The sequence below is a fragment of the Streptomyces sp. YS415 genome (genome assembly GCF_023544665.1).
In the GTDB taxonomy this organism is placed as follows: domain Bacteria; phylum Actinomycetota; class Actinomycetes; order Streptomycetales; family Streptomycetaceae; genus Streptomyces.
The window spans coordinates 24,556-46,049 of sequence record NZ_JAMJFL010000008.1; the positions used below are offsets into that span (position 1 = coordinate 24,556).

General features: G+C 72.1%; 21 protein-coding genes and 1 tRNA gene. 10 read left to right on the forward strand and 12 right to left on the reverse strand.

Translation table 11 applies throughout. The features are described from left to right. Position 1: 1 nt before the first annotated feature. Entirely contained in the window at positions 2-1,153 is a 1,152-nt protein-coding gene (locus M8H82_RS12135; RefSeq protein ID WP_250073109.1) for a glycosyltransferase family 4 protein, read from the reverse strand. Positions 1,154-1,339: 186 nt separating this feature from the next. Here M8H82_RS12135 and M8H82_RS12140 point away from each other — a divergent pair, with 186 nt between their 5' ends. Together M8H82_RS12140 and M8H82_RS12145 are read left to right on the forward strand one after the other, a co-directional pair. Next, positions 1,340-2,791, forward strand: coding sequence for a sugar transferase (locus M8H82_RS12140; RefSeq protein WP_250073110.1), 1,452 nt, complete (start codon positions 1,340-1,342; stop codon positions 2,789-2,791). 19 nt (positions 2,792-2,810) lie between these two features. Further along, entirely contained in the window at positions 2,811-4,019 is a 1,209-nt protein-coding gene (locus M8H82_RS12145) for an ATP-grasp domain-containing protein (RefSeq protein WP_250073111.1), read from the forward strand. On the opposite strand, the gene M8H82_RS12150 is transcribed toward M8H82_RS12145, so the two are convergent. Next, a complete protein-coding gene (locus tag M8H82_RS12150) occupies positions 3,988-5,211 on the reverse strand; it encodes an NAD(P)-binding domain-containing protein (RefSeq protein ID WP_250073112.1) in 1,224 nt (407 codons plus the stop codon). The genes M8H82_RS12145 and M8H82_RS12150 overlap by 32 nt on opposite strands. 140 nt (positions 5,212-5,351) lie before the next feature. Here M8H82_RS12150 and M8H82_RS12155 point away from each other — a divergent pair, with 140 nt between their 5' ends. Continuing rightward, positions 5,352-6,053, forward strand: a complete 702-nt coding sequence (locus M8H82_RS12155) for a TetR/AcrR family transcriptional regulator (protein WP_250073113.1) — start codon at positions 5,352-5,354, stop codon at positions 6,051-6,053. On the opposite strand, the gene M8H82_RS12160 is transcribed toward M8H82_RS12155, so the two are convergent. The 6 genes from M8H82_RS12160 to M8H82_RS12185 form a co-directional block, all read right to left on the reverse strand. After that, the gene (locus M8H82_RS12160; protein ID WP_250073114.1) at positions 6,043-6,846 is read right to left on the reverse strand and encodes a DUF427 domain-containing protein; all 804 of its coding nucleotides are present in this window, start codon (positions 6,844-6,846) and stop codon (positions 6,043-6,045) included. The two genes, M8H82_RS12155 and M8H82_RS12160, sit on opposite strands and share 11 nt — an antisense overlap. 47 nt (positions 6,847-6,893) lie before the next feature. Continuing rightward, positions 6,894-7,880, reverse strand: coding sequence for an aldo/keto reductase (locus M8H82_RS12165; RefSeq protein ID WP_250073115.1), 987 nt, complete (start codon positions 7,878-7,880; stop codon positions 6,894-6,896). Between the two features lie 78 nt (positions 7,881-7,958). Then, positions 7,959-8,633 (reverse strand): NUDIX domain-containing protein, encoded by a 675-nt coding sequence (locus tag M8H82_RS12170; protein ID WP_250073116.1) that lies wholly within the window; start codon positions 8,631-8,633, stop codon positions 7,959-7,961. Positions 8,634-8,661: 28 nt separating this feature from the next. Next, the gene (locus M8H82_RS12175) at positions 8,662-9,303 is read right to left on the reverse strand and encodes a phosphoribosyltransferase (RefSeq protein ID WP_250073117.1); all 642 of its coding nucleotides are present in this window, start codon (positions 9,301-9,303) and stop codon (positions 8,662-8,664) included. Positions 9,304-9,405: 102 nt separating this feature from the next. After that, the gene (locus M8H82_RS12180; RefSeq protein WP_250073118.1) at positions 9,406-10,317 is read right to left on the reverse strand and encodes a YihY/virulence factor BrkB family protein; all 912 of its coding nucleotides are present in this window, start codon (positions 10,315-10,317) and stop codon (positions 9,406-9,408) included. 108 nt (positions 10,318-10,425) lie between these two features. Continuing rightward, the gene (locus M8H82_RS12185; RefSeq protein ID WP_250073119.1) at positions 10,426-11,874 is read right to left on the reverse strand and encodes a serine/threonine-protein kinase; all 1,449 of its coding nucleotides are present in this window, start codon (positions 11,872-11,874) and stop codon (positions 10,426-10,428) included. Positions 11,875-12,075: 201 nt separating this feature from the next. On the opposite strand from M8H82_RS12185, the gene M8H82_RS12190 reads away from it, so the two are divergent. Together M8H82_RS12190 and M8H82_RS12195 are read left to right on the forward strand one after the other, a co-directional pair. Continuing rightward, positions 12,076-12,459 (forward strand): thiol-disulfide oxidoreductase DCC family protein, encoded by a 384-nt coding sequence (locus tag M8H82_RS12190; RefSeq protein ID WP_250073120.1) that lies wholly within the window; start codon positions 12,076-12,078, stop codon positions 12,457-12,459. Positions 12,460-12,539: 80 nt separating this feature from the next. Continuing rightward, the gene (locus M8H82_RS12195) at positions 12,540-13,007 is read left to right on the forward strand and encodes a DUF6003 family protein (protein WP_250073122.1); all 468 of its coding nucleotides are present in this window, start codon (positions 12,540-12,542) and stop codon (positions 13,005-13,007) included. 228 nt (positions 13,008-13,235) lie between these two features. Here M8H82_RS12195 and M8H82_RS12200 read toward each other — a convergent pair. Continuing rightward, positions 13,236-13,309 (reverse strand) — tRNA-Pro (locus tag M8H82_RS12200). Between the two features lie 100 nt (positions 13,310-13,409). On the opposite strand from M8H82_RS12200, the gene M8H82_RS12205 reads away from it, so the two are divergent. The 4 genes from M8H82_RS12205 to M8H82_RS12220 all read left to right on the forward strand — a co-directional run bounded on the left by M8H82_RS12205 (position 13,410) and on the right by M8H82_RS12220 (position 17,655). Continuing rightward, a complete protein-coding gene (locus M8H82_RS12205; RefSeq protein ID WP_250073124.1) occupies positions 13,410-13,931 on the forward strand; it encodes a DUF309 domain-containing protein in 522 nt (173 codons plus the stop codon). 328 nt (positions 13,932-14,259) lie between these two features. Continuing rightward, positions 14,260-15,045, forward strand: a complete 786-nt coding sequence (cobF, locus tag M8H82_RS12210) for a precorrin-6A synthase (deacetylating) (RefSeq protein ID WP_250073126.1) — start codon at positions 14,260-14,262, stop codon at positions 15,043-15,045. 47 nt (positions 15,046-15,092) lie between these two features. Beyond that, on the forward strand, positions 15,093-17,171 hold the full coding sequence (locus tag M8H82_RS12215) for an MDR family MFS transporter (protein ID WP_250073128.1): 2,079 nt from the start codon (positions 15,093-15,095) through the stop codon (positions 17,169-17,171). A 76-nt stretch (positions 17,172-17,247) separates the two neighbouring features. Next, on the forward strand, positions 17,248-17,655 hold the full coding sequence (locus tag M8H82_RS12220) for a hypothetical protein (protein ID WP_250073130.1): 408 nt from the start codon (positions 17,248-17,250) through the stop codon (positions 17,653-17,655). Here the strand turns inward: M8H82_RS12220 and M8H82_RS12225 are convergent. The 3 genes from M8H82_RS12225 to M8H82_RS12235 all read right to left on the reverse strand — a co-directional run bounded on the left by M8H82_RS12225 (position 17,642) and on the right by M8H82_RS12235 (position 20,524). Continuing rightward, the gene (locus tag M8H82_RS12225) at positions 17,642-18,388 is read right to left on the reverse strand and encodes a cobalt-precorrin-6A reductase (RefSeq protein WP_250073132.1); all 747 of its coding nucleotides are present in this window, start codon (positions 18,386-18,388) and stop codon (positions 17,642-17,644) included. The genes M8H82_RS12220 and M8H82_RS12225 overlap by 14 nt on opposite strands. A 52-nt stretch (positions 18,389-18,440) precedes the next feature. After that, positions 18,441-19,214: a sulfite exporter TauE/SafE family protein gene (locus M8H82_RS12230; RefSeq protein ID WP_250073133.1), complete on the reverse strand. Its 774-nt coding sequence runs from the start codon at positions 19,212-19,214 to the stop codon at positions 18,441-18,443. A 122-nt stretch (positions 19,215-19,336) separates the two neighbouring features. Further along, entirely contained in the window at positions 19,337-20,524 is a 1,188-nt protein-coding gene (locus tag M8H82_RS12235) for a thiolase family protein (RefSeq protein ID WP_250073136.1), read from the reverse strand. Positions 20,525-20,672: 148 nt separating this feature from the next. On the opposite strand from M8H82_RS12235, the gene M8H82_RS12240 reads away from it, so the two are divergent. Beyond that, positions 20,673-21,482, forward strand: coding sequence for an alpha/beta hydrolase (locus M8H82_RS12240; protein ID WP_250073138.1), 810 nt, complete (start codon positions 20,673-20,675; stop codon positions 21,480-21,482). The last annotated feature ends 12 nt before the right edge of the window (positions 21,483-21,494 follow it).

Consider the following 21,494-nt stretch of genomic DNA (forward strand, 5'->3'; position numbering starts at 1 on the left):
CTCAGCGCGAGCGGCCCGTGCGTGCTTCCCATGCGCCGCGGGCGGCCTCGTACACCGTGGACATGTGCTCGACGACCTGGTCCACGCCGTGGTGCCGGCGCACGTGGGTGCGGGCCTGACGGCCCAGCGCCGCGCAGGTCGCCTGGTCCGACAGGAGGGAGGCCACCGCCTCGGAGAGTGCCCGCGGATCGTCCGGCGGCACCACTGAGCGCGCCGCGTGGTCCGGCGGAAGCGCTTCGCGTGCGCCCGCCACGTCGGTCACGACCACGGGACGGCCGGCGGCCATGGCCTCCAGGGGGGCGAGCGCCATGCCTTCCCACCGTGACGGCAGCACGACGAGATCCGCCGCGAGATACCAGTCCCGGGGGTCCTCCACCGCTCCCGCGAAGACCACCGCGGCGGACGCCCGCTCTCGCAGTGTCTCCCGGTCCGGCCCGTCACCCACCAGGGCGAGCCGAACGGCGGGAACCCGGTCGACGACGTCCTCCCAGCTCCGAAGCAGCACGTCCTGGCCCTTCTGTCGGCACAGTCGCCCGACGCACACCGCGAGCGGTGCGGCAGGGGCTACGCCGAGGCGACGTCTGGCCGCCGCGCGTGCCGAGCCGCCCCGCTCGTCGAAGTGATCGAGGTCGACCCCGTTGGGAATCACCACGTAGGGAGCCCGGACGCCGGCGGCCTCGCCCTGCTCGCGTTCCGCCTCGCTGACGCACACCAGCCGGTGTGTCCACCGAGCCCCGGTCCTTTCCCACCGCACGGTGGCCACCCGCAGGAGCCCCGTCACGGCATCGAAGGCCCACGCGTGGGGCTGGAAGACAGTGGGCAGGCGTCCCCTCAGGGCGATCCGCCCGGCCAGCCCCGCCTTGGAACTGTGCAGATGAACGACGTCCGGGCGGGCCGAATCCACGACGCGCCGCACCGCGGCCACTTCATGGGGCAGCCAGGGGCCCGGGGCGCGACGGGCATCCCAGACCAGTACCTCGGCACCGGCCCGCGCCGCCCGCGCGGCCAGTCGACTCCCCGGCAGACACGCGACGACGACTCGGTCCCCCCTGGCACGCTGCCCGCCGACCAGGCCGGTGACGACGGTGGCGGCACCCCCCTCGCTCGACTGGGCGATGTGCAGGATGCTTCGGCTGCTCGACGTCGGCGGCATGTCAGTGGCCTCCCTGGGCACGGACGCCTCGTTTACGACGTACACGTACACTCTCGACGCCTCGGCTTCGTCGCGTCAAGCCCCCTTGACCTGGCCCAGCACTTGGGTCGAGTATGTATATTTACAACGTAAGCGTACATAGGGGGGCATTGTCGTTCCAAGGGGCGCTACCCGATGAGCACGCCCATGAGCACGCCCAGGACAGCCCAGCGGGAGACGCCGCGCCGAGTGAGGCGGGCGATCCCCGGCACACCGCACCGGACCGGCGGCTGCCATCTGCCGTCGATCCCGTTCATGGCCACGGACATGATCGCGGCCCTCGCGGCCTCCGTCACGGTCCTGCTCCTCTTCGACCGGTGGTTCGTCCTCGCCGTGCTGCCGGCCGCCTGGATCCTGTGCCTGGCAAGGCGCGGGGCCTATGAACAGCACTGCTTGCGTGAAGGGACACAGGAGTCCCGCCGGGTGCTGCGCGCCGCGGGACTGATCACCGTGGGAGCGAGCGTGGCCTGGTGGTTCGCGCCCGAGGCCGGCCCGCTGCACGACACACTCTTCGCGCTGCCCGTCACCGTGGCAGCGACGCTCCTGCTGCGCCGGGCCCGGCGATCGCGCCTGCGCTCGGCCTGGCACCACGGACGGAATCTCGAGCGAGCGGTGGTGGTCGGACCCGCCTCCTCGGCCGCCGACCTGATCTCCCTGCTGCGCCGGAACAGCGACTGCGGCCTCGTGGTGGTCGGCGTCTGCCTGACGGATCCCGCCCAGGCCGACCCCGTCGTGCCCGACGGGGTGCCCTCGTACGTCGGCGTGGACGCCACGGCTGAAGCGGTACGGCACGGCGGCTGCGACGCGGTGATCGCCCTGCCGAGCCCCGGGCTGGAGGCCCGTGAACTGCGCAGGCTCTCCTGGCAGCTCCAGGAAGCGCGAGTGGAACTCCTCCTCGCGCCGGTACTGGCCGATGTGGCTGCCCCCCGGCTGACCGTGACGCCGGTCGCGGGGCTCCCCCTGATGGAGCTCCACGCGCCGGCCCTCTCCCGGCTCCCGCGCATCCCCAAGGAACTGACGGACCGGTTGTTCGCCGCGGCCGGCCTTCTCCTCCTCGCCCCGCTGATGCTGATCCTTGCCGCCCTGATCCGGCTCGACAGCCCCGGCCCCGCCCTGTTCAAGCACTGCCGGATCGGGTTGCGCGGCGAGGAGTTCACCCTGCTGAAATTCCGGACGATGCACCAGGACGCGGAGCAGCGCAAGGGAGAACTCTCCGCACTCAACCAGTACGGCAACGGTGCACTGTTCAAGATCGTCGACGATCCGCGGGTCACCCGCGTGGGAGCGTTTCTGCGTCGCTGGTCGCTGGACGAACTCCCCCAACTGCTCAACGTGGTGGCGGGCCGGATGTCGCTCGTCGGCCCGCGGCCGCTGCCACCGGACGAGACCATTGCCCTGCCCGAGGACATCAGACGGCTCCGCCTGTTGGTGAAGCCCGGTCTGAGTGGGCTGTGGCAGGTGAGCGGACGCTCCGCGCTTCCGCTGGAGGAGCGGATGCACCTCGACCTGAGCTATGTCGAGAACTGGTCGACGGCCCTGGACCTGCGCATCCTGGCCCGCACCCCGGGCGCGGTCATCCGTGGGACCGGGGCGTACTGACGAAGGACCGAGGCCCGCCATGAACCACGATGTGCCCGCCCTGCTGGTGAAAGTGGGCCCCTCCCCGCAGAATCACGGCTGCCTGGGCGCCCTGCGCAGCCTGGGCAGGGCGGGGGTGCCCGTGTACGCCATGGTCGAGGACCGGTTCACCCCTTGCGCCGTGTCCCGTCACCTCGCAGGCCGGTTCGTCGTGCCGACGACGGGCCTCGAGGAGCCCCGGGCCCTCGTCTCCGCGCTCCTGCGCCTCGGCCGCGCGATCGGCCGCAGGGCTGTCGCGGTGCCGACCGACGACGAGTCCGCCGTGCTGCTGGCGGAGAACGCGGAACGCCTCGCGGAGTGGTTCACGCTGCCGCCCGTACCCGCCGCCCTGCCCCGGGCACTGGCGAGCAAGGAGGGATTGCGCCGTATCTGCATCGAGCACGGCGTCCCCACGCCACGGGCCCACGCGCCCGCCGACCGCACAGAACTCCTGGCATGTGCCCAGGACTTGGGTTATCCGTTGGTGCTCAAGAACCTGGAGGCGTACACCCGGGTGCGCTCACCCGTCGTGACTCACACGACCGTCGTGCGGGACGAGGATGAACTGCTGGCCCTCGTCGGGCCCCATGAAGCGCCCTCGGTGTTGATGCAGGAGTACATTCCGCCGACCGACGCCGAGGACTGGAGCACCCACCTCTACTGCGGAGCGCGGGGCACGCCCCGGGCCGTCTTCACGGGGTACAAGATCCGCTCCTGGCCCGCGCGCAGCGGAGCGACCACCAGGGCGTGCGCGCGGCCCAACCCGGGGCTCGGCCGACTGGCCGCACAACTGTGCCGACGCATCGGGTACAGCGGCGTGGCCGATCTCGACTGGCGGTGGGACCGGCGGGACGGCCTGTACAAGCTGGTCGACTTCAACCCCCGTGTCGGGGCCCAGTTCCGGCTCTTCGAGTCCGGCCAGGGCATCGATGTGGTCCGGGCCCTGTACCTCGATCTGACGGGCCAGCGCATTCCCCGCGCGGAGCAGAGCTACGGCCGTATGTACGTGGTGGGTCAACTGGACCTGCTGTCGGCCACCGTCGACGCCTGGCGGGAACATCGCGTCCCGCCCGCGATCCTGCCCCGTCGCGGCACCGAACGTGCCTGGCTGAGCTGGGACGACCCCTGGCCGGCGGTTGCCGAATCGGTCCGCTTCGGTGGCATGGTCGGTCGACGTCTCACCCGGCCACTGCGTGCAGCTCACGACTGATGCGCCGCGCGGCGACTCCCGATCCGGAGACGAACCGCAGAAGCGGTCCGAACGTGGGAGCCGCGGTCAGCCCGGTGAAGAAGAGACCCGGGACCGAGGATTCGAAATCGGCCGAGAGCCGAGGGGAACCGCCGTTCTTGACGACCTCGCGACGCAGTTCGGCGCCCAGCATCTCCAGACGGTCGAGGTCCACGCGGTAGCCGGTGCCGGCAATGACATGGTCGGCCTCCAGTGTCCGCCGGTCTCCGTCCGGTCCTTCCAGCTCGAGCAGTACGCCCCCGCCGCTGCCGGGTTTCGCCGAGCCGATGCGGACGCCGCACCGCACCGGCAGGCGCCCGTCGACCCGCTCCCGGAGCCACCACGCACCATAGGGGCCGAGAATGGTGCGCAGCAGATGCGCGCGCGCACGGGCGGGCAGATGCCGGTAGAGGACGGGCCCTCTGCTGCACGCCAGGAGCGGCCATCCGTCTCCCAGCAGAGAATTGGGATACATCATCCGCGCCCGCACCGAACGTTCCCCGGGGCGCTCGGTTTTCGGTGGCGGGCCGAAGGCCAGCGAGGGGGTACGGGCGAGGACCGTGGGCCGGGCGCCCGCCTCGTGCAGCAGGGCAGCGCTCTCCAGCGCCGACTGTCCCGCTCCCACCACGGCCACCCGCTGCCCGGCGAACCGCGCCAGGTCCACGTGGTCCGCGGTATGGGAGACAAGCCCGTCGCCCACCAGCGGGGCCAGCACGGACGACACATGGGCGAATCGCGCGATTCCCACGGCTACGACCACGGCTCGGCTGTCGAACTCCTCACCGGAATCCAGGCTGATCCTGAATCCCCCGCCGGGCCCTGTTTCCACTCGGCGGACCGTCACCTCTTCGAGTTGGGGTGCCCAGTGCTGCTGGAACCAGAGTCCGTACCGGATGAATTCGGAAATGGGGACCGGGTCCCGCTCGCCACCGGTGGCTCTTCCCTCCGAGGCCTGAAAATCCGAAAGTTTCCAGCCCGGAGCCGGGGCGGAAATGAAGGAGGAGAAGGGAGAGGACTTCAGATACATGCCTTTCGGCATATGGGAGCGCCAGCCACCCATCAGCTCACCAAAAATTCTGAACGGAATTCCTTGACGCTTCAAATGGGCGGCCGTAGCCAGGCCGTACGGTCCTGAACCGATGACCGTGACCGGCTCTCCCTTTGCTGAGTTCACGATCAACTCCCCAGCAGTACATGTAACTCAAATTTATAACTCTGAATGGAGCACTGCAACAGCTGACGACAGCCGGAATACTCTGTAACCTTCCACCGTATGTCGACACCGTCGGCACTGACAGGAGCCCGAGGTCGAACATGGCGACGGACAAGAAGCCCGAGACCGGCCGACGCGCCGGGGACCGGGGCCGCTACGGCCGCCTGAGCCGCGAGCGCGTCCTCGCCAGCGCCCTGGAACTGGTCGACCGGGAGGGCCTCTCGGCGCTGAGCATGCGCCGCCTCGGCGGCGAACTCGGCGTGGAGGCGATGGCGCTGTACCGGTATGCCTCCAGCAAGGACGCCCTCCTGGACGGCCTGGTCGAGGCGCTCTACGTGGAACTGGAACAACGCCTGGCCGCCGAGGCCGGAACGACCGAGTGGCGGGCGGAGCTCCACCGGATCGCCCGGGCCACGTACGACGTCTGCCTGATGCACCCGCAGGTCGTGCCGTTGCTGGCCACCCGCATGCTGGCCGTTCCACTGGCCCGCCGCCCCCTGGCGGTGCTGAGGGACCACGAGCGGGTGCTGGCCCTGCTGCGCGAAGGAGGTCTGGACGAGGCACGGTCCATGGCCGGCTTCCGCGCCTTCACCGCCTGGCTGCTCGGTTATGTGTCGGTGGAGCTGGGGGAGATGGTGGACAACCCCAAGGAGCCGGAGCCCGCGTTCCGGCTGGGTCTGCACCGGATGCCGCCCCAGGAGCTGCCCCGGCTGCGCGAGGCCGCCCCGGCTCTGGCCGAGGGGGGTGGCCCCGAGGGCCTTGCGGCCGGACTGGACGCCCTGCTCGACCGGTTCACTTCCTGAGCGACTCGCTGAACGGAGTGACCGGACGTTCCAGGCGTTCGCCGTCCACGACCAGGTCGGCGGCCTCGTTGTAGAAGGCCAGATGCCCCTCGATGGCGCCGACCGCGGGCAGCGGTTGCGGATAGCTCCAGACGATGTTCCGTGGGACGTCGGCCTCGCGGCTCAGGCTCCAGTACCGGGCGTTTCCCTTGTAGGGGCACAGGGAGGTGTGCTCGGTGGCCTCGAAGAGGTCGAGGCGGACGTCCTCCGCGGGGATGTAGTACCGCGTCGGCAGACCCGTCTCGAAGAGCAGCACCGGGCGGCGGGTGTCGGCCACGACCGTGCCGTCGATCTCGACCTGCACATGGCGGCTACTGCGCAGAGCGTCCACCCGGTGATGCGGGTCGCGCGGGTGGCCGAAGATCTCCTCTTCCTCCTCGTACCAGTGGTCGAGGCCGTTGCTGCGGCGCAGAAACCACTCGAAGGCGATGTGTCCGGCCAGATCCGCGGCGGGAAACGTCCAGGCGGCGTTTTCCGCCCGCTCGCCGTCGACTTCGAGATCGTAGAAGATCCGTGAGCCGGTATGGGTGCCGGTCGGGGGGTTCCCCGCCGGGCGCAGGAGGTCGGTGCGGACCTCCTCGCGCGGGAAGGCGTAGCCCGGAACTGGGACGCCCTCGGGCTCCCAGACGAGGACGGGGTGGCGGCTGTCGACGACGGTGACGTCGCCCTTCACACCGCGCACCCAGCGCTCGCACGGCTCCCACAGCAGGCCTTCGGGGGTGGTACGGACGGACCGCTCTCCAGGTGTGGGCATGATCCACGCTCCTTCGGCTCCCTCTTCGGAGCGTAATCCACCCGGGCTCAGTGAGCGGCGTCCAGCCGAGCCCGCTGCTCCCCCGTCAGCTCCAGGTCCACCGCCGCCAGGTTCTCCTCCAGCTGGGCCACCGAGGATGCCCCGGCCAGCGGGATCACCGGCAGGTCGGCGCCGATCTGCCAGGCCAGGACGACCTGGTTGACGGTCGCGTCGGCCTCCCGGGCGACCTCCCGCAGCACCTTGAGGCGGGCCGGGGTGCCGGGGTGGTCGTAGTCCGCGGGCAGCGGCTTGTCCTCGCGCGTGTAGGCACCGGCGAGCAGCGGTGAGTAGGCGACCAGGGTGAGGTCGGACTCGGCGCGCAGGTAGCTCAGGAGTTCGGGACCGGCGTGGCCGAGGCCCCCGTCGGGGAAGAGGTCGCTCGGGACGTCGGAGCGCGGGCGCAGCAGGCTGTGCTGGTACTGCAGCACCTGGTAGCCGGGCAGTCCGGCCGCGGCGGCCAGCGCGCGGGCCCGTTCCACCCGCCACACCGCGTGGTTGCTGGCGCCCAGCAGCCCGACGGTGCCCTCGGCGACCAGCACGGCGAACCCTTCCACGGTCTCGGCGAGCGGCACCCGCCGGTCCTCGATGTGGGCGTAGAGCAGGTCGATCTTCTCCACGCCGAGCCGCTCCCGGCTGCGCTCGGCGGCTTCCCTGATGACCTTCGCGGACAGGCCCTCCGGGTTGTCCACGTAGCCGGTGCCGGGGGCCAGGGGGCGGGCACCGAGCTTGGTGGCGATGACGATCTCGCCGCCGATTCCCCGGCTGCGCCGCCACCGGCCGAGCAGTTCCTCGCTCTGGCCGCCCTGGCCGCCGTCCGCCCAGAAGGCGTAGTTGTCGGACGTGTCGATGAAGTTCCCGCCGGCCTCGACATAGCGGTCGAGTACGGCGAAGGACGTCTCCTCGTCGGTGTACGAGCCGAACAGCATCGCGCCGAGCGCGAGGACGCTGACCTCGCGGCGGTGCAGCGGGTCGGTGCCGATGGTGCGGTACTTCATGCCGGATCTCCTCGCGTGGGTGGTGTACGAGGGGGAGTCTTCAGCTTGAAGCGCACTTCAAGTCAAGCGCCGGGACGCCTACTTGGCGAACGGACCCTCCAGGGCCGCCCATTGCAGCAGCATGATCGTCTTGGCGTCGGCGATCTCCCCGGTGCGGATCATCTCCAGGGCCTGCCGGAAGGGCAGTTCGAGGATCTCGATGTCCTCGCCCTCCTCGCCCAGGCCACCGCCCTCGTGGGTGCGGGTGGACGGCCCGTACTCGGCCGCGTAGAAGCTCACCCGCTCGGTGACCGAGCCGGGGCTCATATAGACGTCGAACACATGCTGCACCGCCCCGATGGTGTGGCCGGTCTCCTCCACCACCTCGCGCCGCACGGCGATCTCGGGGTGCTCGTCGTCCTCGTCGAGGAGTCCGCCCGGGGTCTCCACCAGCATCCCGTCGGGGTGGCCGTTGACGTACACGGGGAAGCGGAACTGCCGGGTGAGCAGCACCGTTTCGCGCGCGGCGTCGTACAGGAGCATCGTGGCGCCGTTGCCGCGGTCGTGGGTCTCGCGCTCCTGGAGGCTCCAGGTGCCGTCGGCGTGCCGGAAGTCGAAGGTCGTGGACCGCTCGACGTACCAGTGACTGGACAGCAGCTTCACGTCCCGCACCTTCACGCGCGGGTTGCCGGTCAGGTCCAGGCCGGTCCGGTCGAGTCCGGTGCGGCCGCGGCGGTCGGGGGTGTCGATTCCTGGCACGGAGGAAGAGGTCATGGTCCGCTTCTATCATCACGCGGCGGTCTCAGCCCTCGGCGCCCGTGCGCAGCGCGGCCAGCACATCGGCGTCGGTGAGCTGCTGGAAGTCGTCGTACCAGAGCCCGACGGCCATGAAGTCGCGCGGCCGGTGCGGGCAGATCACCTCGTCGGCCTCCCGGCTCATCAGCTCCACGCCCTCGGGCGAGCCGACCGGCACCGCCAGCAGCACGCGCGCGGGCGACCTGCCCCGGGTCCAGCGCAGCGCGGCCCGGGCGGTGGCTCCGGTGGCCAGTCCGTCGTCGACCACGATCACGGTACGTCCGCCCAGCTCGAGGGCGGGACGGCCGTGCCGGTACAGCTCCTCGCGGCGGCGCAGTTCCGCGCGCTCGCGGGCCACCACCGGTTCCAGCGCGGACCGGGTGAGGCCGAGCCGGTTCAGGGCCCAGTCGTCGAAGACCGGAGGATCGTCACCGCAGAGCGCGCCGACGCCGAGCTCCTCCTGGAAGGGTGCGCCGATCTTGCGCGCGACCAGGACGTCGAGCGGGGCGTCCAGCGCGCGGGCCACTTCCTGGGCCACGGTCACCCCGCCCCGCGGCAGCGCGAGGACCAGGGGGTCCTTCTCGTGCCGGCTCCGCAGTTCCCGGGCCAGCTCCCGTCCGGCGTGCCCACGATCACGGAACAGCGTCATGGTCGTCACCCCATTCCCGCGCCGCGCCCTCCGCGTACCCAGGACGACGGGCGTCAGACAGGGCGGACCGAGGGCGTGAGACAGGGCGAACGAAACGGGCCCTCAGGAGTTCTCGCCCGAGGCGCAGGGATCGGGCCGCTTCGGTCGCCCGTCATGCGCCAGCTGGGCGTTGAACTGCGCGCCCGCCAGCAGCACGACGTGGGAGACCCACAGCCACACCAGGAACACCACTCCGCCCGCGAGGGAGCCGTAGAGACGGTTGTACGACGCGATGTGCGACGCGTAGAAGGCGAAACCCGCCGATGCCAGCAGCCAGAGCAGCACCGCCAGGGTTCCGCCGGGCAGTGTCTGCCGCAGCCCTCGGGTCTCCGGCGGCCCGGAGCGGAAGAGGAGCAGGACCATGGCGACGACCACCGTGAACAGCAACGGCCATTTCAAGCCGGCCCACACGAGGGCGGCCTGATGGTCCGTTCCCGTGCCCTCACCGATGGCCCGGGCGACCCACTCGGCGGCCGTCAGCGTCAGCACCCCGCTGAGCAGGAGTGCGAGCACGGTCAGTGCCCTGAGGAGGGTGGCCGGGAACGCCCGCCACACCGGGCGGCAGTCGGCGACGCCGTGCATCGCGTGCAGCGCCCGCCGGAAGACGGCCAGGTAACTGGAGGCGGACCACAGCGCGGCTCCGGCGGTGACCACGAGCAGCAGCCAACGGCCCGACGAGCCCCCCGGCGGGCTGCTCAGCGCCTGCTCGAGGACCGGGCGGGCCGCCTCCGGCACGAAGACGGCCAGTTGCGCGACGACGTCCTGGGGGGAGTCCGTGCCGAGCAGCGCGATGGCGAAGACCACCACCAGCAGGGCCGGGAAGACGGCCAGCACCGCGTAGTACGTCAGCGCCGCCGCCCAGTCGGTGAGATCGTCCTCCCACACGGCGACCGGTGTACGGGCCATGGCCCTGGCGTACGCCCCGTGCTCGCGCCGACCGGGCGCCGAGCCGCTCGCCGGGACACCGATCGTCATGCCACCACCCCTCCCCGTCCAGGGCCTGCCACCGCCCCGAGAGGGGCCGGCAAGTTGCGTGTCAGGTGCCCCGTCCGGGCGGTGTCACGCCAGGGAGTACGAGCGGTGTCACCGCGCGTGCTTGCCCTTCGCCTTCGCCTGCTTCGACTTCCCCTGCCCCGCCTCGGCCTTCTCGGCAGCCGGGGCGGCTGCTCCGGGACCGCTCGCACGGTCACGCTGCGGCTCCCGGCCGCCGGGAGCCGACGCCGTACCGTCGTCGATCGCCGCGGCCTCGGCACCGGTGCCCCGGCTGCTCCCGGTGCGCGCAGCGGATCGCGCCGCCGCCCCGGAGACGTCAGCGGCTCCGGCCGACGGGGAGGGCGTCGCTGACGCGCCCGACCGGTCCCCGCCCGGTGCGGCCGGCTCGGTCGTGGCGGGGCGCGGCGGGGCGGACCCGGCGTTCTCCGCCTCGGCGGCCGGTCCGCCCACCGACCCGGCCAGTCCGACGCCGAGGACGGTCAGGGCGGCGCCGGCGGTCAGCAGCATCCGGCCCGCCCGGCGGGGGGCGGGCCGGCCGGAAGGGGACCGTCCGTCGGATGCGGGGGCGGCGGCCCCGGCGGCGGCGATCCGCGGTGCGGCACCCGCGCCGTGCGAGCGCAGCGTGTCCGGGTTCCGCTCGCCGGGTTCGCCCTCACCGTTCACGGGCGGAGCGGCGGACGCGGAGGAGGCCGTCGCCGTCTCCGCGGACCCCTCGGATGCCAAAGCGGCCAGGGCGCGCTCACAGGCCCGGGCCTCCGGTCGGCGGTTCTCGTCCGCGTCGGTCATCGCTTCCAGCAGTTCGACGAGCGGCGCCGGTATGTCCGTGGGCATGACCGGGGGCCGGTGCAGGCGGGCGATCGCGGCCTCCAGGGGCGCCCCGTCGTACTCCAGTTCCCCCTTGATGCACTCGATGAGCACGAGTCCCAGGCTGTAGATGTCCGCCGCCGGCCCGGCGCCGCGGCCGAGCACCTGCTCCGGGGCCATGTAGGCGGCGGTCCCCACCAGGGCGCCGGTGACGGTGTGTGCCGTGGTGCCGAGCAGCCGGGAGATGCCGAAGTCCGTCAGGCGGGGGACGCCCGCCTCGTCCAGCAGGATGTTCGCGGGCTTGACGTCGCGGTGGACGACTCCGGCCCGGTGCACATGGGCCAGCGCCGAGGCCAGCGCGGCTCCGATCCGGCACGCCTCGGCGGGCGCCAGCGGGGCCGCGGTGATCCGCCGGCGCAGCGTCGTGCCCCTGACGAGTTCCATCACCAGGAAGGGCGTCGCCTCGTCCCGCCCGCAGTCGTAGACGGTGATCAGGCCGGGGTGCTGCAACTGGGCCAGCAGCCGGCCCTCGCTGTCGAACCGCTCCTCGGTGTCGGCGGCCCCGTCCGGGCGGAAGACCTTCACCGCGACCGGCCGCCGCAGGCGCAGGTCCATGCCTTCGTACACGTCGGCCGCGCCCCCGCGGCCCAGCAGGTCGTCGAGCCGGTAGCGTCCGGCCACCACGTGGGCGGTGAGCCTGTGGTCCGGTCGGATCGGCCACGAGCGGACTTTCATCACTGCGCTCCCTGCGTCCCGTTGTCCTCTGCCATCGTCCGCCCGCCCACGTGTGTGCTGCCGATGGCGCGCCGGCCGTGTGGTTGCGAGCACCGTGTCCACGTGTGCCCCCTCAGCGGTCGGGCATCCCTTCCGCCCCGCACCCGATCTCGTGACCGGGGGTTCGGCATCGCTTCGGCATCGCTTCGGCATGATGGAGTCATGCGGACCCGACCGGTGCTCGTCTTCGACGGTGACTGCGGCTTCTGCACGTCCTACGTGTCGGTCGTCGAACGCCGCCTCCGCCCCGACTGCGAGGTCGTCCCCTGGCAGTTCGCGGATCTGGCCGCGCTGGGCGTGCCGCCGGAGCGCGCCGCACACGAAGCGCTCTGGGTGACCCCGACGGGCCGGGTGTACGGCGGTGCCCGCGCGGTGGCGAAGATCTTGCTGCGTACGGGCCGGGGCTGGGCGCCGCTCGGGGCCCTGCTCATGGTGCCCCCGGTGCGGTGGGTCGCCGGCGCCGTCTACCGGCTGGTGGCGGACAACCGGCACCGGATCCCGGGTGGGACGGCGGCCTGCGCTGCACCTCTGCCACGTCGAAGGTGAGGTGAGCCGGGTGGTGGCTCCTCGCCGGAGGGGGTAGGTGATGACAGCACACGACCACCGCGTCTGCGAAGGAGACGAGCGTGACCGACGACGCCTACCTGTTCCTCGTGGATGACCCCGCGACCCCGCTGGGCACATCCGTCGCCGCTGTCGGAGACCTGGCGTGCCTGGAGACGCCCGCCGTGCAGGCCTGGCTCGACGCGCACGAGGTGACCGCCGCGTCCGCGGGGGTCCGGCTGCTGCCGCCGGAGGAGACGGGCGCCATCCCCGACGGGGCCGAGAAGCTGCCCGTTCCGCTGAGCGACGAGGAGCTCGACCGGCTGCGCCGGGCCCTGGCGCCGGGCGCCCTCGCCCGTGTGGAGCAGGAGCTGCTGGCCTATCGCGACTGCGCGGGCGATCGGGACGCCCTGCTGGCGCGGGCCGCGGCCGCCGGGGTTCCGCCGCACCGCATCGTCGAACTCACCGGCGAGGAACCCCGGACGGTGGCATCGGCTGCCGCGCCACAAGGGCAGGGCCGTCCGTCGGATCCCGGCCCGCGGCAGCCGTGAGGGGAGGGGGAACATGACGCCCGAGGAGACACGGAGCAGGCTTCGGCTGCTGGAGGACCGGCTCGGCGAGCGCACCCCGGCGCCGATCGAGGGGCAGACGCGCATCCCCCTCACCCGGCCCACCGCGGCGGACGACAAGGATGAAGCTGACGGGATGCCGTCCGGGAACGACCGAGGAGCCGCCGCGGATTGCTCTGCGACGGCTCCTCGACCTGCGACTCTCACGAGTCGGGACGACAGGATTTGAACCTGCGACCCCTTGACCCCCAGTCAAGTGCGCTACCAAGCTGCGCCACGTCCCGGTGCGCTCACACACGGTGAAATGCGTGATGGCGCGAACAGCACTTTACCGCACACCGGGGGCGGCATCGAAGGGGGCACCGGGCGCGGCACAATCGGCGTATGGGCAGCACATCGTCGGGTCGGGAAGCCGGGGCACGGGACCGGGACAGCGAGGGACGGGCACGCAACGCGCGGCCCCGGGACGGGCTCGGGCGGCCCCTGCCCTACGGCGCGAGCGGAGTGGACCGGCAGCCCGAGGGCGTCGTCCGCACACCCGAGCAGACTGTGGCCGAGGCGCAGGAGCTGCTGGACGCGGGGCGGCCGTTCCACGCGCACGAGGTCTTCGAGGACGCCTGGAAGGCGGGGCCGGACCGCGAGCGCGGTCTGTGGCGGGGGCTGGCCCAGCTCGCGGTGGGCCTGACGCACTCGGCCCGCGGGAATGTCACCGGCGGCGCCCGGCTGCTCCGGCGCGGGGCCGGCGCGGTCGACGAGTGGGCGGCCGACACCGGGCTTCCGCGGCCGTACGGGATGGATCTGGCGGGGGTGACCACCTGGGCGCGGGAGCTGGCGGCGACCGTCGAGGCGGACGCGGCACCGGTCGACGCGAGCCGGTGCGCACCGACGCTGCGCGGGGCGCCCTAGCGGCGACCGACACGGCCGGGCAAGGCCCCGCCGGATACCGAAGGGACACGGCGCGGGCCGGACAAGGCACCCTCGAACCCCGGACGGACACGCGCAGGCCGAACAGGGCCCTCACCAACCCTGCGGCCCGAACAAGGCCCCCACGAACCCCGGACGGACACCCCGCGGCCCGAACAAAGCCCCAACCAACCCCAGAGGCGCACCCCGCGGGCCGAACAAACCCCAGCCAACCCCGGAAGTACACCCCACGGCCCGAACAAACCCCCCTCCACCCCCGGAGGGACACCGCGGTGTCGGCCCCGTCCGTGGGGTGCGGCAGACTCGGGGCGTGCGAAAGATTCATGTCATCGGTATCGGCGCGGGCGACCCCGACCAGTTGACCCTCCAGGCGGTCAGGGCGCTGCGGAGCACGGACGTCTTCTTCGTCCTGGACAAGGGCGAGGTGAAGTCGGACCTGACCCGGCTGCGCCACGACATGCTGGACGCACATGTGCCGCAGGGGACGTACCGCGTCGTCGAGGCGCGCGACCCGGAGCGGGACCGCTCGGCCGGCGGGTCCGCCTACTCCCCCGCCGTCGGCGACTGGCGCAGCGCCCGCGCCGGCATCTACGAGCGGCTGATCACCGACGAGCTCGGCCCGGACGAGACCGGCGCGTTCCTGGTCTGGGGCGATCCGGCGCTGTACGACAGCACGCTGGGGATTCTGGAGGAGGTGCTGCGCAAGGGCGCGGTGACCTTCGCGTACGACGTCATCCCCGGCATCAGCAGTGTCTCCGCGCTCGTCGCCCGCCACCGGACCGGGCTCAACCGGGTCGCCCGTCCCGTGCAGATCACCACCGGGCGGCGGCTCGCCGAGGGGTTCCCCGAGGGCGTGGACGACGTGGTGGTGATGCTCGACGCGCACCAGACCTTCCGCCAGTACGCCGACCAGGACATCGACATCTACTGGGGCGCCTACATAGGCACTCCGGACGAGATCCTCGCCTCGGGCCCGATCGCCGAGGCGGCACCCCGGATCGAGCGGCTGCGTGCCGAGGCCCGGGAGCGCAAGGGCTGGATCATGGACACGTATCTGCTGCGCCGCAACCCCGAGCGCGACCCGGACCACACCTAGAGCCCGTCCCGCGTGCGGGGACCATCGCCCGGTGTGATCGTGTCCTCGTGACCATCGCCGAGGAAACCGCGCGCCCGCCCGCCGCAGAGCCTCCCGTGCTGGACAAGCGGCGGCGCAACGTCGTCTTCGTCACGATCATGCTGGGCATGCTGCTGGCCGCCCTGGACCAGACGATCGTCGGCACCGCGCTGCCCACGATCGTGTCGGACCTCGGCGGTGCCGCGCACATGTCGTGGGTGGTGACGTCGTACCTGCTCGCCGAGACCGTCGCGACCGTGCTGGTGGGCAAGTTCGGCGACATGTTCGGCCGCAAGGTGGTCTTCCAGGTCTCGGCGATCGTGTTCATCACGGGCTCGTTCCTGTGCGGTCTCGCCGACAACATGACGCTGCTGATCGTGTGGCGGGCGATGCAGGGCGTCGGCGCGGGCGGGCTCATGGTCACCTCGATGGCGCTGATCGCCGATGTGATCCCGCTGCGCGAGCGCGGCAAGTACCAGGGCGCGATCGGCGCCGTGTTCGGGGTGGCCACGGTCGTCGGGCCGCTGCTGGGCGGCCTGTTCACCGATCATCTCTCCTGGCGCTGGGCGTTCTACGTCAACGTCCCCATCGCGATCGTCGTCGTCATCGCCGCCGCCCGCACCATCCCGGTGGTCAAGTCGGCCGCCCGGCCCGTCATCGACTACCTCGGCATCGCGTTCGTCGCGATCGGCGCCAGCGCCCTGATCCTGGCGACGAGTTGGGGCGGGAACGAGTACGCCTGGGGTTCGGGCGTCATCATCGGCCTGTTCGTCGGCGGCGTGCTCGCCCTCGGGCTCTTCTGCTGGGTGGAGACCCGCGCGGCCGAACCCATGCTGCCCATGCGACTGTTCGGCAATCCGGTCTTCACGGTCTGCTCGATCCTCAGCTTCATCGTCGGCTTCGCCATGCTCGGCGCGCTGACCTTTCTGCCGACGTATCTGCAGTACGTGGACGGCGATTCGGCGACCGTGTCGGGTGTGCGGACGCTGCCGATGGTGGCCGGGCTGCTGATCGCGTCGGTCTTCAGCGGCAACGTGGTCAGCAAGACCGGCAGGTACCGGCTGTTCCCGATCATCGGCTCCCTGGTCATGGGCGTCGGGCTGTATCTGATGTCCCTGATGGGGCCGTCGACCGGGGCCTGGCTGGAGTCGCTGTACATGTTCGTGCTGGGGACCGGCATCGGCCTGTGCATGCAGGTGCTGACGATCGCGGTGCAGAACACCGTGGAGTACGCCGATCTCGGCACCGCGACCTCGGGCGTGACCTTCTTCCGCACGCTGGGCAGTTCCTTCGGCACGGCCGTCTTCGGCACGATCTACACCAACAGCCTCACGCCCAATCTGCGGGAGGGAGTCGAGGCCGCCGCCCGGACCGGCGAGGTGGACCCGGCGACCGTCGCCCAGGCGGCGACCAGCCCGGAGGGCCTGCACGACCTGCCGCCGGCGGTGGCGGCGCCGATCATCAACGCCTACGCGGATACCTTGCAGACCGTGTTCCTGTGGACGGTGCCGGTCGCGGCGCTCGGCTTCCTCGTCGCCCTCTTCCTCAAGCAGGTCGAGCTGCGGGACAGCGCCCGGATGGGGTCGACGGACATGGGCGAGGGGTTTGCGCAGCCGCGCGGCGCCGACTCGCAGCGGGTGCTCGAGGTCTCCGTCATGAAGATCATCGGCAGTACCGATCTGGACACCGCACGCGATCTGGTGCGGTCCTCCGACACGCGTCTGGACGTGGCCGGAGCCTGGGCGGTGATGCAGGTGGAGCTGCTGACCCGGGTGGTCGGCCATGCCAGCCTGGGGCTGATCGCAGCCCGCCGCCATGTGCCGCCCGAGGTGCTGCTGCCGGTCTTCGACCGGATGGTCGAGGAGGGCTATCTGACCCGCGACGGCTCCCTGCTCTCGCACACCCACGCGGGTGCCCGCGAGGCCGAGGTGATCAGCCGTTCCTGGGCCGTCTGGCTGGAGGAACGGGTGGAACAGGACATCGGCCGCCCCTCGGGTACGGATCTGCGGGCCGCCGTCGACACGATCGCCAAGCGGCTCCTGCTGGAGGACCTGAGCAGCGGCCTGCCGGCCCGGCTGAAGGAAGCGGCGACGGCGGCCGCCCCCTGACTGCTGCACCGTGTGAGGGCGGCCGCCCGCTGAAACCCGATTGCCCCGGCGCGCCGGTCACCGTCATGATCGAGCCATGTCTCCCGCCCCGGTCCGCTTCCACGACCCCGGCACGGACGCGTACCGCTACCGCCACTCCGTGCTGGTCCGCTGCCCGGGCTGCGACCGCGTCGCCCACCTCGAGGCGAGCAGGGTGATCTGCCGGTCCTGCGGCCGGTGCCGCCCCGTGACGCCGAGCACCTGGCCGAGGCTGTGGCTCCGCGCGGAGACCCGGCACGGCGAGCTGTGGGCGTACAGCCTCGAACACCTGGACCTGATCCGCCGGTTCGTCGCGGCGGACCTGCGCGAGCGGGCGCCCTGGTACGAGCACGGCCGGAAGATGACCGTCGTCGCCCGGCTCCCCACCTGGGTCAAGAGCGCCAAGAACCGTGCCGAGGTGCTGCGCGTCATCGACCGGATGCGCCGCTCGGTCATCGAGGGCTGAGGCCCAGCCGTTCCAGCACGCCCGCCACGTCCGGCACCGCCACGACGTCCTCGGGCAGCGGTGGACGCCGTACGACCACCACGGGCAGCGCGAGGTGCCGGGCGGCCGTGAGTTTCGCCGCCGTCGCCTGCCCGCCGCTGTCCTTGGTCACCAGGACGTCGACGCAGTGGCCCAGCAGCAGGGCCGTCTCGTCGGCCACCGTGAACGGGCCGCGGGCCAGCAGGACTTCGGTGCGCGGCGGCAGCGGCGGCGCGGGCGGCTCCACGGACCGTACGACGAAGTGCAGCTCCGTCAGCGGGGCGAAGGCCGCGAGGCCGAGGCGGCCGGTGGTCAGGAAGACCCGGCGGCCCAGGCTCGGCAGCAGCTCGGCCGCCGCATCCAGGGAGGCGACCGGATGCCAGCGGTCCTCCGGGCCGGGCTGCCAGCCGGGGCGGCGCAGCACGACCGCCGGTACGCCGGTCGCCGCGGCGGCGCGGGCGGCGTTCGCCGTGATCGACGCGGCGAAGGGGTGGGTGGCGTCGACGAGGGCGTCCACGCGCTCCTCGCGCAGCCAGTTCGCGAGCCCTTCCACGCCGCCGAACCCTCCGATGCGCACCTCGCCGGTGACGGCGCCGGGCCGTTGGACGCGGCCCGCGAGCGAGGTGGTCACCCGGAGGCCGGGCAGCGCGGTGAGCACGGCGGCGAGTTCACGGGCCTCCGTGGTGCCGCCGAGGATGAGGACGTGCGGGGACATGGGGTGAGCCTACGGCCGTCCGGCAGGCGATCCGCCGGTACCGCCCCACGGTTCAGGGCAGCAGGAGCTGGACGCCGCCCACCACGGTCGCCGCGATGACGAGCTGCTCGAAGAGTCGCTGGTTGATCCGGTTCACAACCCATTTGCCGAGCAACGCGCCCGGCACGACGAACCCCACGAGCGCGGCGTCGAGCAGCAGCGAGCGGCCGTCGATGAGGCCGAGCCCGACGCTGAACGGCACCTTCGAGACGTTGACGATCAGGAAGAAGAAGGCCGAGGTGCCCAGGAAGCCGAGCTTCCGGAAGCCCGCGGAGAGCAGGTACATCGCCATCACCGGTCCGCCGGCGTTGGCGACCATGGTGGTGAACCCGCCGAGGACGCCGTAGGAGCGGGCCTTGATCCGGCCGCCGCGGGTGACCACCGCGTCCGGGTCACGCTCGGTGTCGGCGGTCCGGCGCCGCCACACCGTCACGGCGGCCATCAGCAGCAGGATCACGCCGATCGACGTCCGCACGATCCCGTCGTCGGCCCACATCAGGAACACCGTGCCCGCGACCACTCCGCCCGCGACGGCGGGGAACAGCCGCCACAGGGTGGGCCAGTGCGCGTGCCGCCGGTAGGTGAGCACGGCGAGCAGGTCCCCCGCGATCAGCACCGGAAGCAGTACGCCCGTGGAGGCACGGGCGGGCAGCACCGCGGCGAAGACCGCCAGGCTGACCGTGTTGGCCCCGCTCACGGCGGTCTTGGAGAAGCCGACGAGCAGCGCCGCGAAGGCGAGCGCGGCGAACTCCCAGCCGGTGATGTGCCACAGCGTCATCGTGTCCATGCGAAGACTGATGCTATGCACATTCAACCAACGCGTCAGCACGCGTCTCACCGACCGGCGAGCGCGCCCCGCCCGCTGTCGCCCGCGCCCCACCCGCTGTCACCCCGCCGCGCCGGCAGGACCTAGTGGCGCTCCACCAGCACCGCGCTCCCCTGCCCCACCCCGACGCACATCGTGGCGAGGCCGCGCTCCGCGCCCGTGCGGCGCATCCGGTGCAGCAGGGTGGTCAGGATGCGGGCGCCCGAGCAGCCCAGCGGATGGCCGAGCGCGATCGCGCCGCCCGTCGGGTTGACCAGTTCCGGATCGATGCCCAGCCGGTCGACGCAGGCCAGCGCCTGCGCCGCGAACGCCTCGTTGAACTCGGCCTCCTGGATGTCCGCCACGCTCCACCGCGCCCGGGCGAGCACCTTCTGCGTGGCCGGAACCGGTCCGATGCCCATCACATCCGGATGCACACCCGCGGACGCGCCGCCCGCATACCGGCCGAGCGATTCGAGCCCGAGGTCGTTCAGGGCCTCCTCGCTGACCAGGAGCAGCCCCGCGGCACCGTCGTTCATCGGCGAGGCGTTCCCCGCGGTGACCGTGCCGCCCTCCCGGAAGACGGGCTTGAGCCGCGCGAGCTTCTCCACCGAGGTGTCCTCGCGCACGCACTCGTCGCTGTCGACGACCACCCCGTCCGGCCGCTCGACCGGCAGCAGTTCGTCGTCGAAGTGGCCGTTCTTGCGGGCCTCGGCGGCCAGTCGGTGGCTGCGCAGGGCGAACTCGTCCTGCCGCTCGCGCGAGACGCCGTATCGCGCGGCGACCTCCTCCGCGGTCTCCCCCATGGCCAGCAGCCCGTGGAGGTCCTTCATCGCCGGGTTGACCAGCCGCCAGCCGAGCCGGGTGTCGACGGTCTCCATGCGGTGCGGCAGGGCCTCGTCGGGGCGGGCCAGGACGAAGGGCGCGCGGCTCATCGACTCGGAGCCGCCCGCGAGCACGATGTCGGCCTCGCCCGCGGCGATGGTGCGGGCCGCGGTGGTCACGGCCTCCAGACCGGAGGCGCAGAGCCGGTTCACCGTGGCGCCGGGCACCGATTCGGGCAGCCCGGCGAGCAGCGCGGCCATGCGGGCGACATTGCGGTTGTCCTCGCCTGCCTGGTTCGCGGCGCCCCAGTACACGTCGTCGATGCGCGCCGGGTCGAGCCCGGGCACCTCGGCGACCAGCCCGCGGATGACGGTCGCGGCGAGGTCGTCGGGCCGTACGGAGGACAGGGCTCCGCGCAGTTTGCCGATGGGGGTGCGGCGGGCGGCCGCGAAGTGGACGGGACGCACGAGAAGGACTCCTGACCGACAGCGCCGACCACCATCCGACCGGCATGATCAGCGTCTCTTAATTAGCACCGCTAGTTTTCGACTATAGACCGCCGACCCTCCCCCTGGGAAGATCCCCGGGACCCTCGTCGACGCAGCCGGAGAAGACATGGCCGACACCCGCGAACACCTCCTCGCCGGAACCCACGGCCCCCTCGTCGTCCACGAGTGGCCCGCCGGAGAGCCCCGCTACCTGGCGCTCCTGGTGCACGGCTACGGGGAGCACGCCGGCCGGTACACCGGGGTGGCCGACGTGCTGACCGCGCACGGCGCCGCGGTGTTCGCCCCCGATCACACCGGGCACGGGAAGTCGTCCGGCGAGCGGGTCCTGATCGAGGACTTCGAGGACGTCGTCAGCGATCTGCACGCGGCGGCGGACCTCGCCCGGGGCGCCCACCCCGGCCTGCCCCTGGTCGTGATCGGGCACTCCATGGGCGGCCTGATCGCGGCCCGCTTCGCCCAGCGCCACGGCGACGAGCTCACCGCGCTGGTCCTGTCCGGGCCGGTCATCGGCGACTGGCCGCTGCCGCGCCGGCTGCTCGCCCTGGACGAGATCCCGGACACCCCGATCAGTCCGGGCGCGCTCTCCCGCGACCCCGGGGTGGGCTCGGCGTACGCGCAGGATCCGCTGGTCTGGCACGGCCCGATGAAGCGGCCGACGGTGGAGGGCTTCGCCCGGACCTTGCAGACCGTCGCCCGGGGCGGGGACGTGGGGCCGCTGCCGCTGCTGTGGCTGCACGGCGCGGAGGACCGGCTGGTTCCCCTCACCGGAAGCCGGTCCGGCATCCAGGAGCTGCGCGGGGAACGGCTGACCGAGCGCGTCTATCCGGGTGCCCGGCACGAGGTGTTCCACGAGACGAACAAGGCGGAGGTCCTCGACGATCTGGTCCGCTTCCTGGACGACGTACTCACACCGTGAGACGGCAGGTCG

What these genes read in the sequence shown, in the direction of transcription:
- M8H82_RS12160 (WP_250073114.1), bottom strand. Translation starts at nt 6,846, where the DNA reads ATGCCCACACCTGGAGAGCGGTCCGTCCGTACCACCCCCGAAGGCCTG.
- M8H82_RS12175 (WP_250073117.1), bottom strand. Translation starts at nt 9,303, where the DNA reads ATGACGCTGTTCCGTGATCGTGGGCACGCCGGACGGGAGCTGGCCCGG.
- M8H82_RS12145 (WP_250073111.1), top strand. Translation starts at nt 2,811, where the DNA reads ATGAACCACGATGTGCCCGCCCTGCTGGTGAAAGTGGGCCCCTCCCCG.
- M8H82_RS12165 (WP_250073115.1), bottom strand. Translation starts at nt 7,880, where the DNA reads ATGAAGTACCGCACCATCGGCACCGACCCGCTGCACCGCCGCGAGGTC.
- M8H82_RS12205 (WP_250073124.1), top strand. Translation starts at nt 13,410, where the DNA reads ATGGGCAGCACATCGTCGGGTCGGGAAGCCGGGGCACGGGACCGGGAC.
- M8H82_RS12155 (WP_250073113.1), top strand. Translation starts at nt 5,352, where the DNA reads ATGGCGACGGACAAGAAGCCCGAGACCGGCCGACGCGCCGGGGACCGG.
- M8H82_RS12190 (WP_250073120.1), top strand. Translation starts at nt 12,076, where the DNA reads ATGCGGACCCGACCGGTGCTCGTCTTCGACGGTGACTGCGGCTTCTGC.
- M8H82_RS12180 (WP_250073118.1), bottom strand. Translation starts at nt 10,317, where the DNA reads ATGACGATCGGTGTCCCGGCGAGCGGCTCGGCGCCCGGTCGGCGCGAG.
- M8H82_RS12220 (WP_250073130.1), top strand. Translation starts at nt 17,248, where the DNA reads ATGTCTCCCGCCCCGGTCCGCTTCCACGACCCCGGCACGGACGCGTAC.
- M8H82_RS12170 (WP_250073116.1), bottom strand. Translation starts at nt 8,633, where the DNA reads ATGACCTCTTCCTCCGTGCCAGGAATCGACACCCCCGACCGCCGCGGC.
- M8H82_RS12135 (WP_250073109.1), bottom strand. Translation starts at nt 1,153, where the DNA reads ATGCCGCCGACGTCGAGCAGCCGAAGCATCCTGCACATCGCCCAGTCG.
- M8H82_RS12240 (WP_250073138.1), top strand. Translation starts at nt 20,673, where the DNA reads ATGGCCGACACCCGCGAACACCTCCTCGCCGGAACCCACGGCCCCCTC.
- M8H82_RS12185 (WP_250073119.1), bottom strand. Translation starts at nt 11,874, where the DNA reads ATGAAAGTCCGCTCGTGGCCGATCCGACCGGACCACAGGCTCACCGCC.
- M8H82_RS12225 (WP_250073132.1), bottom strand. Translation starts at nt 18,388, where the DNA reads ATGTCCCCGCACGTCCTCATCCTCGGCGGCACCACGGAGGCCCGTGAA.
- M8H82_RS12140 (WP_250073110.1), top strand. Translation starts at nt 1,340, where the DNA reads ATGAGCACGCCCAGGACAGCCCAGCGGGAGACGCCGCGCCGAGTGAGG.
- M8H82_RS12230 (WP_250073133.1), bottom strand. Translation starts at nt 19,214, where the DNA reads ATGGACACGATGACGCTGTGGCACATCACCGGCTGGGAGTTCGCCGCG.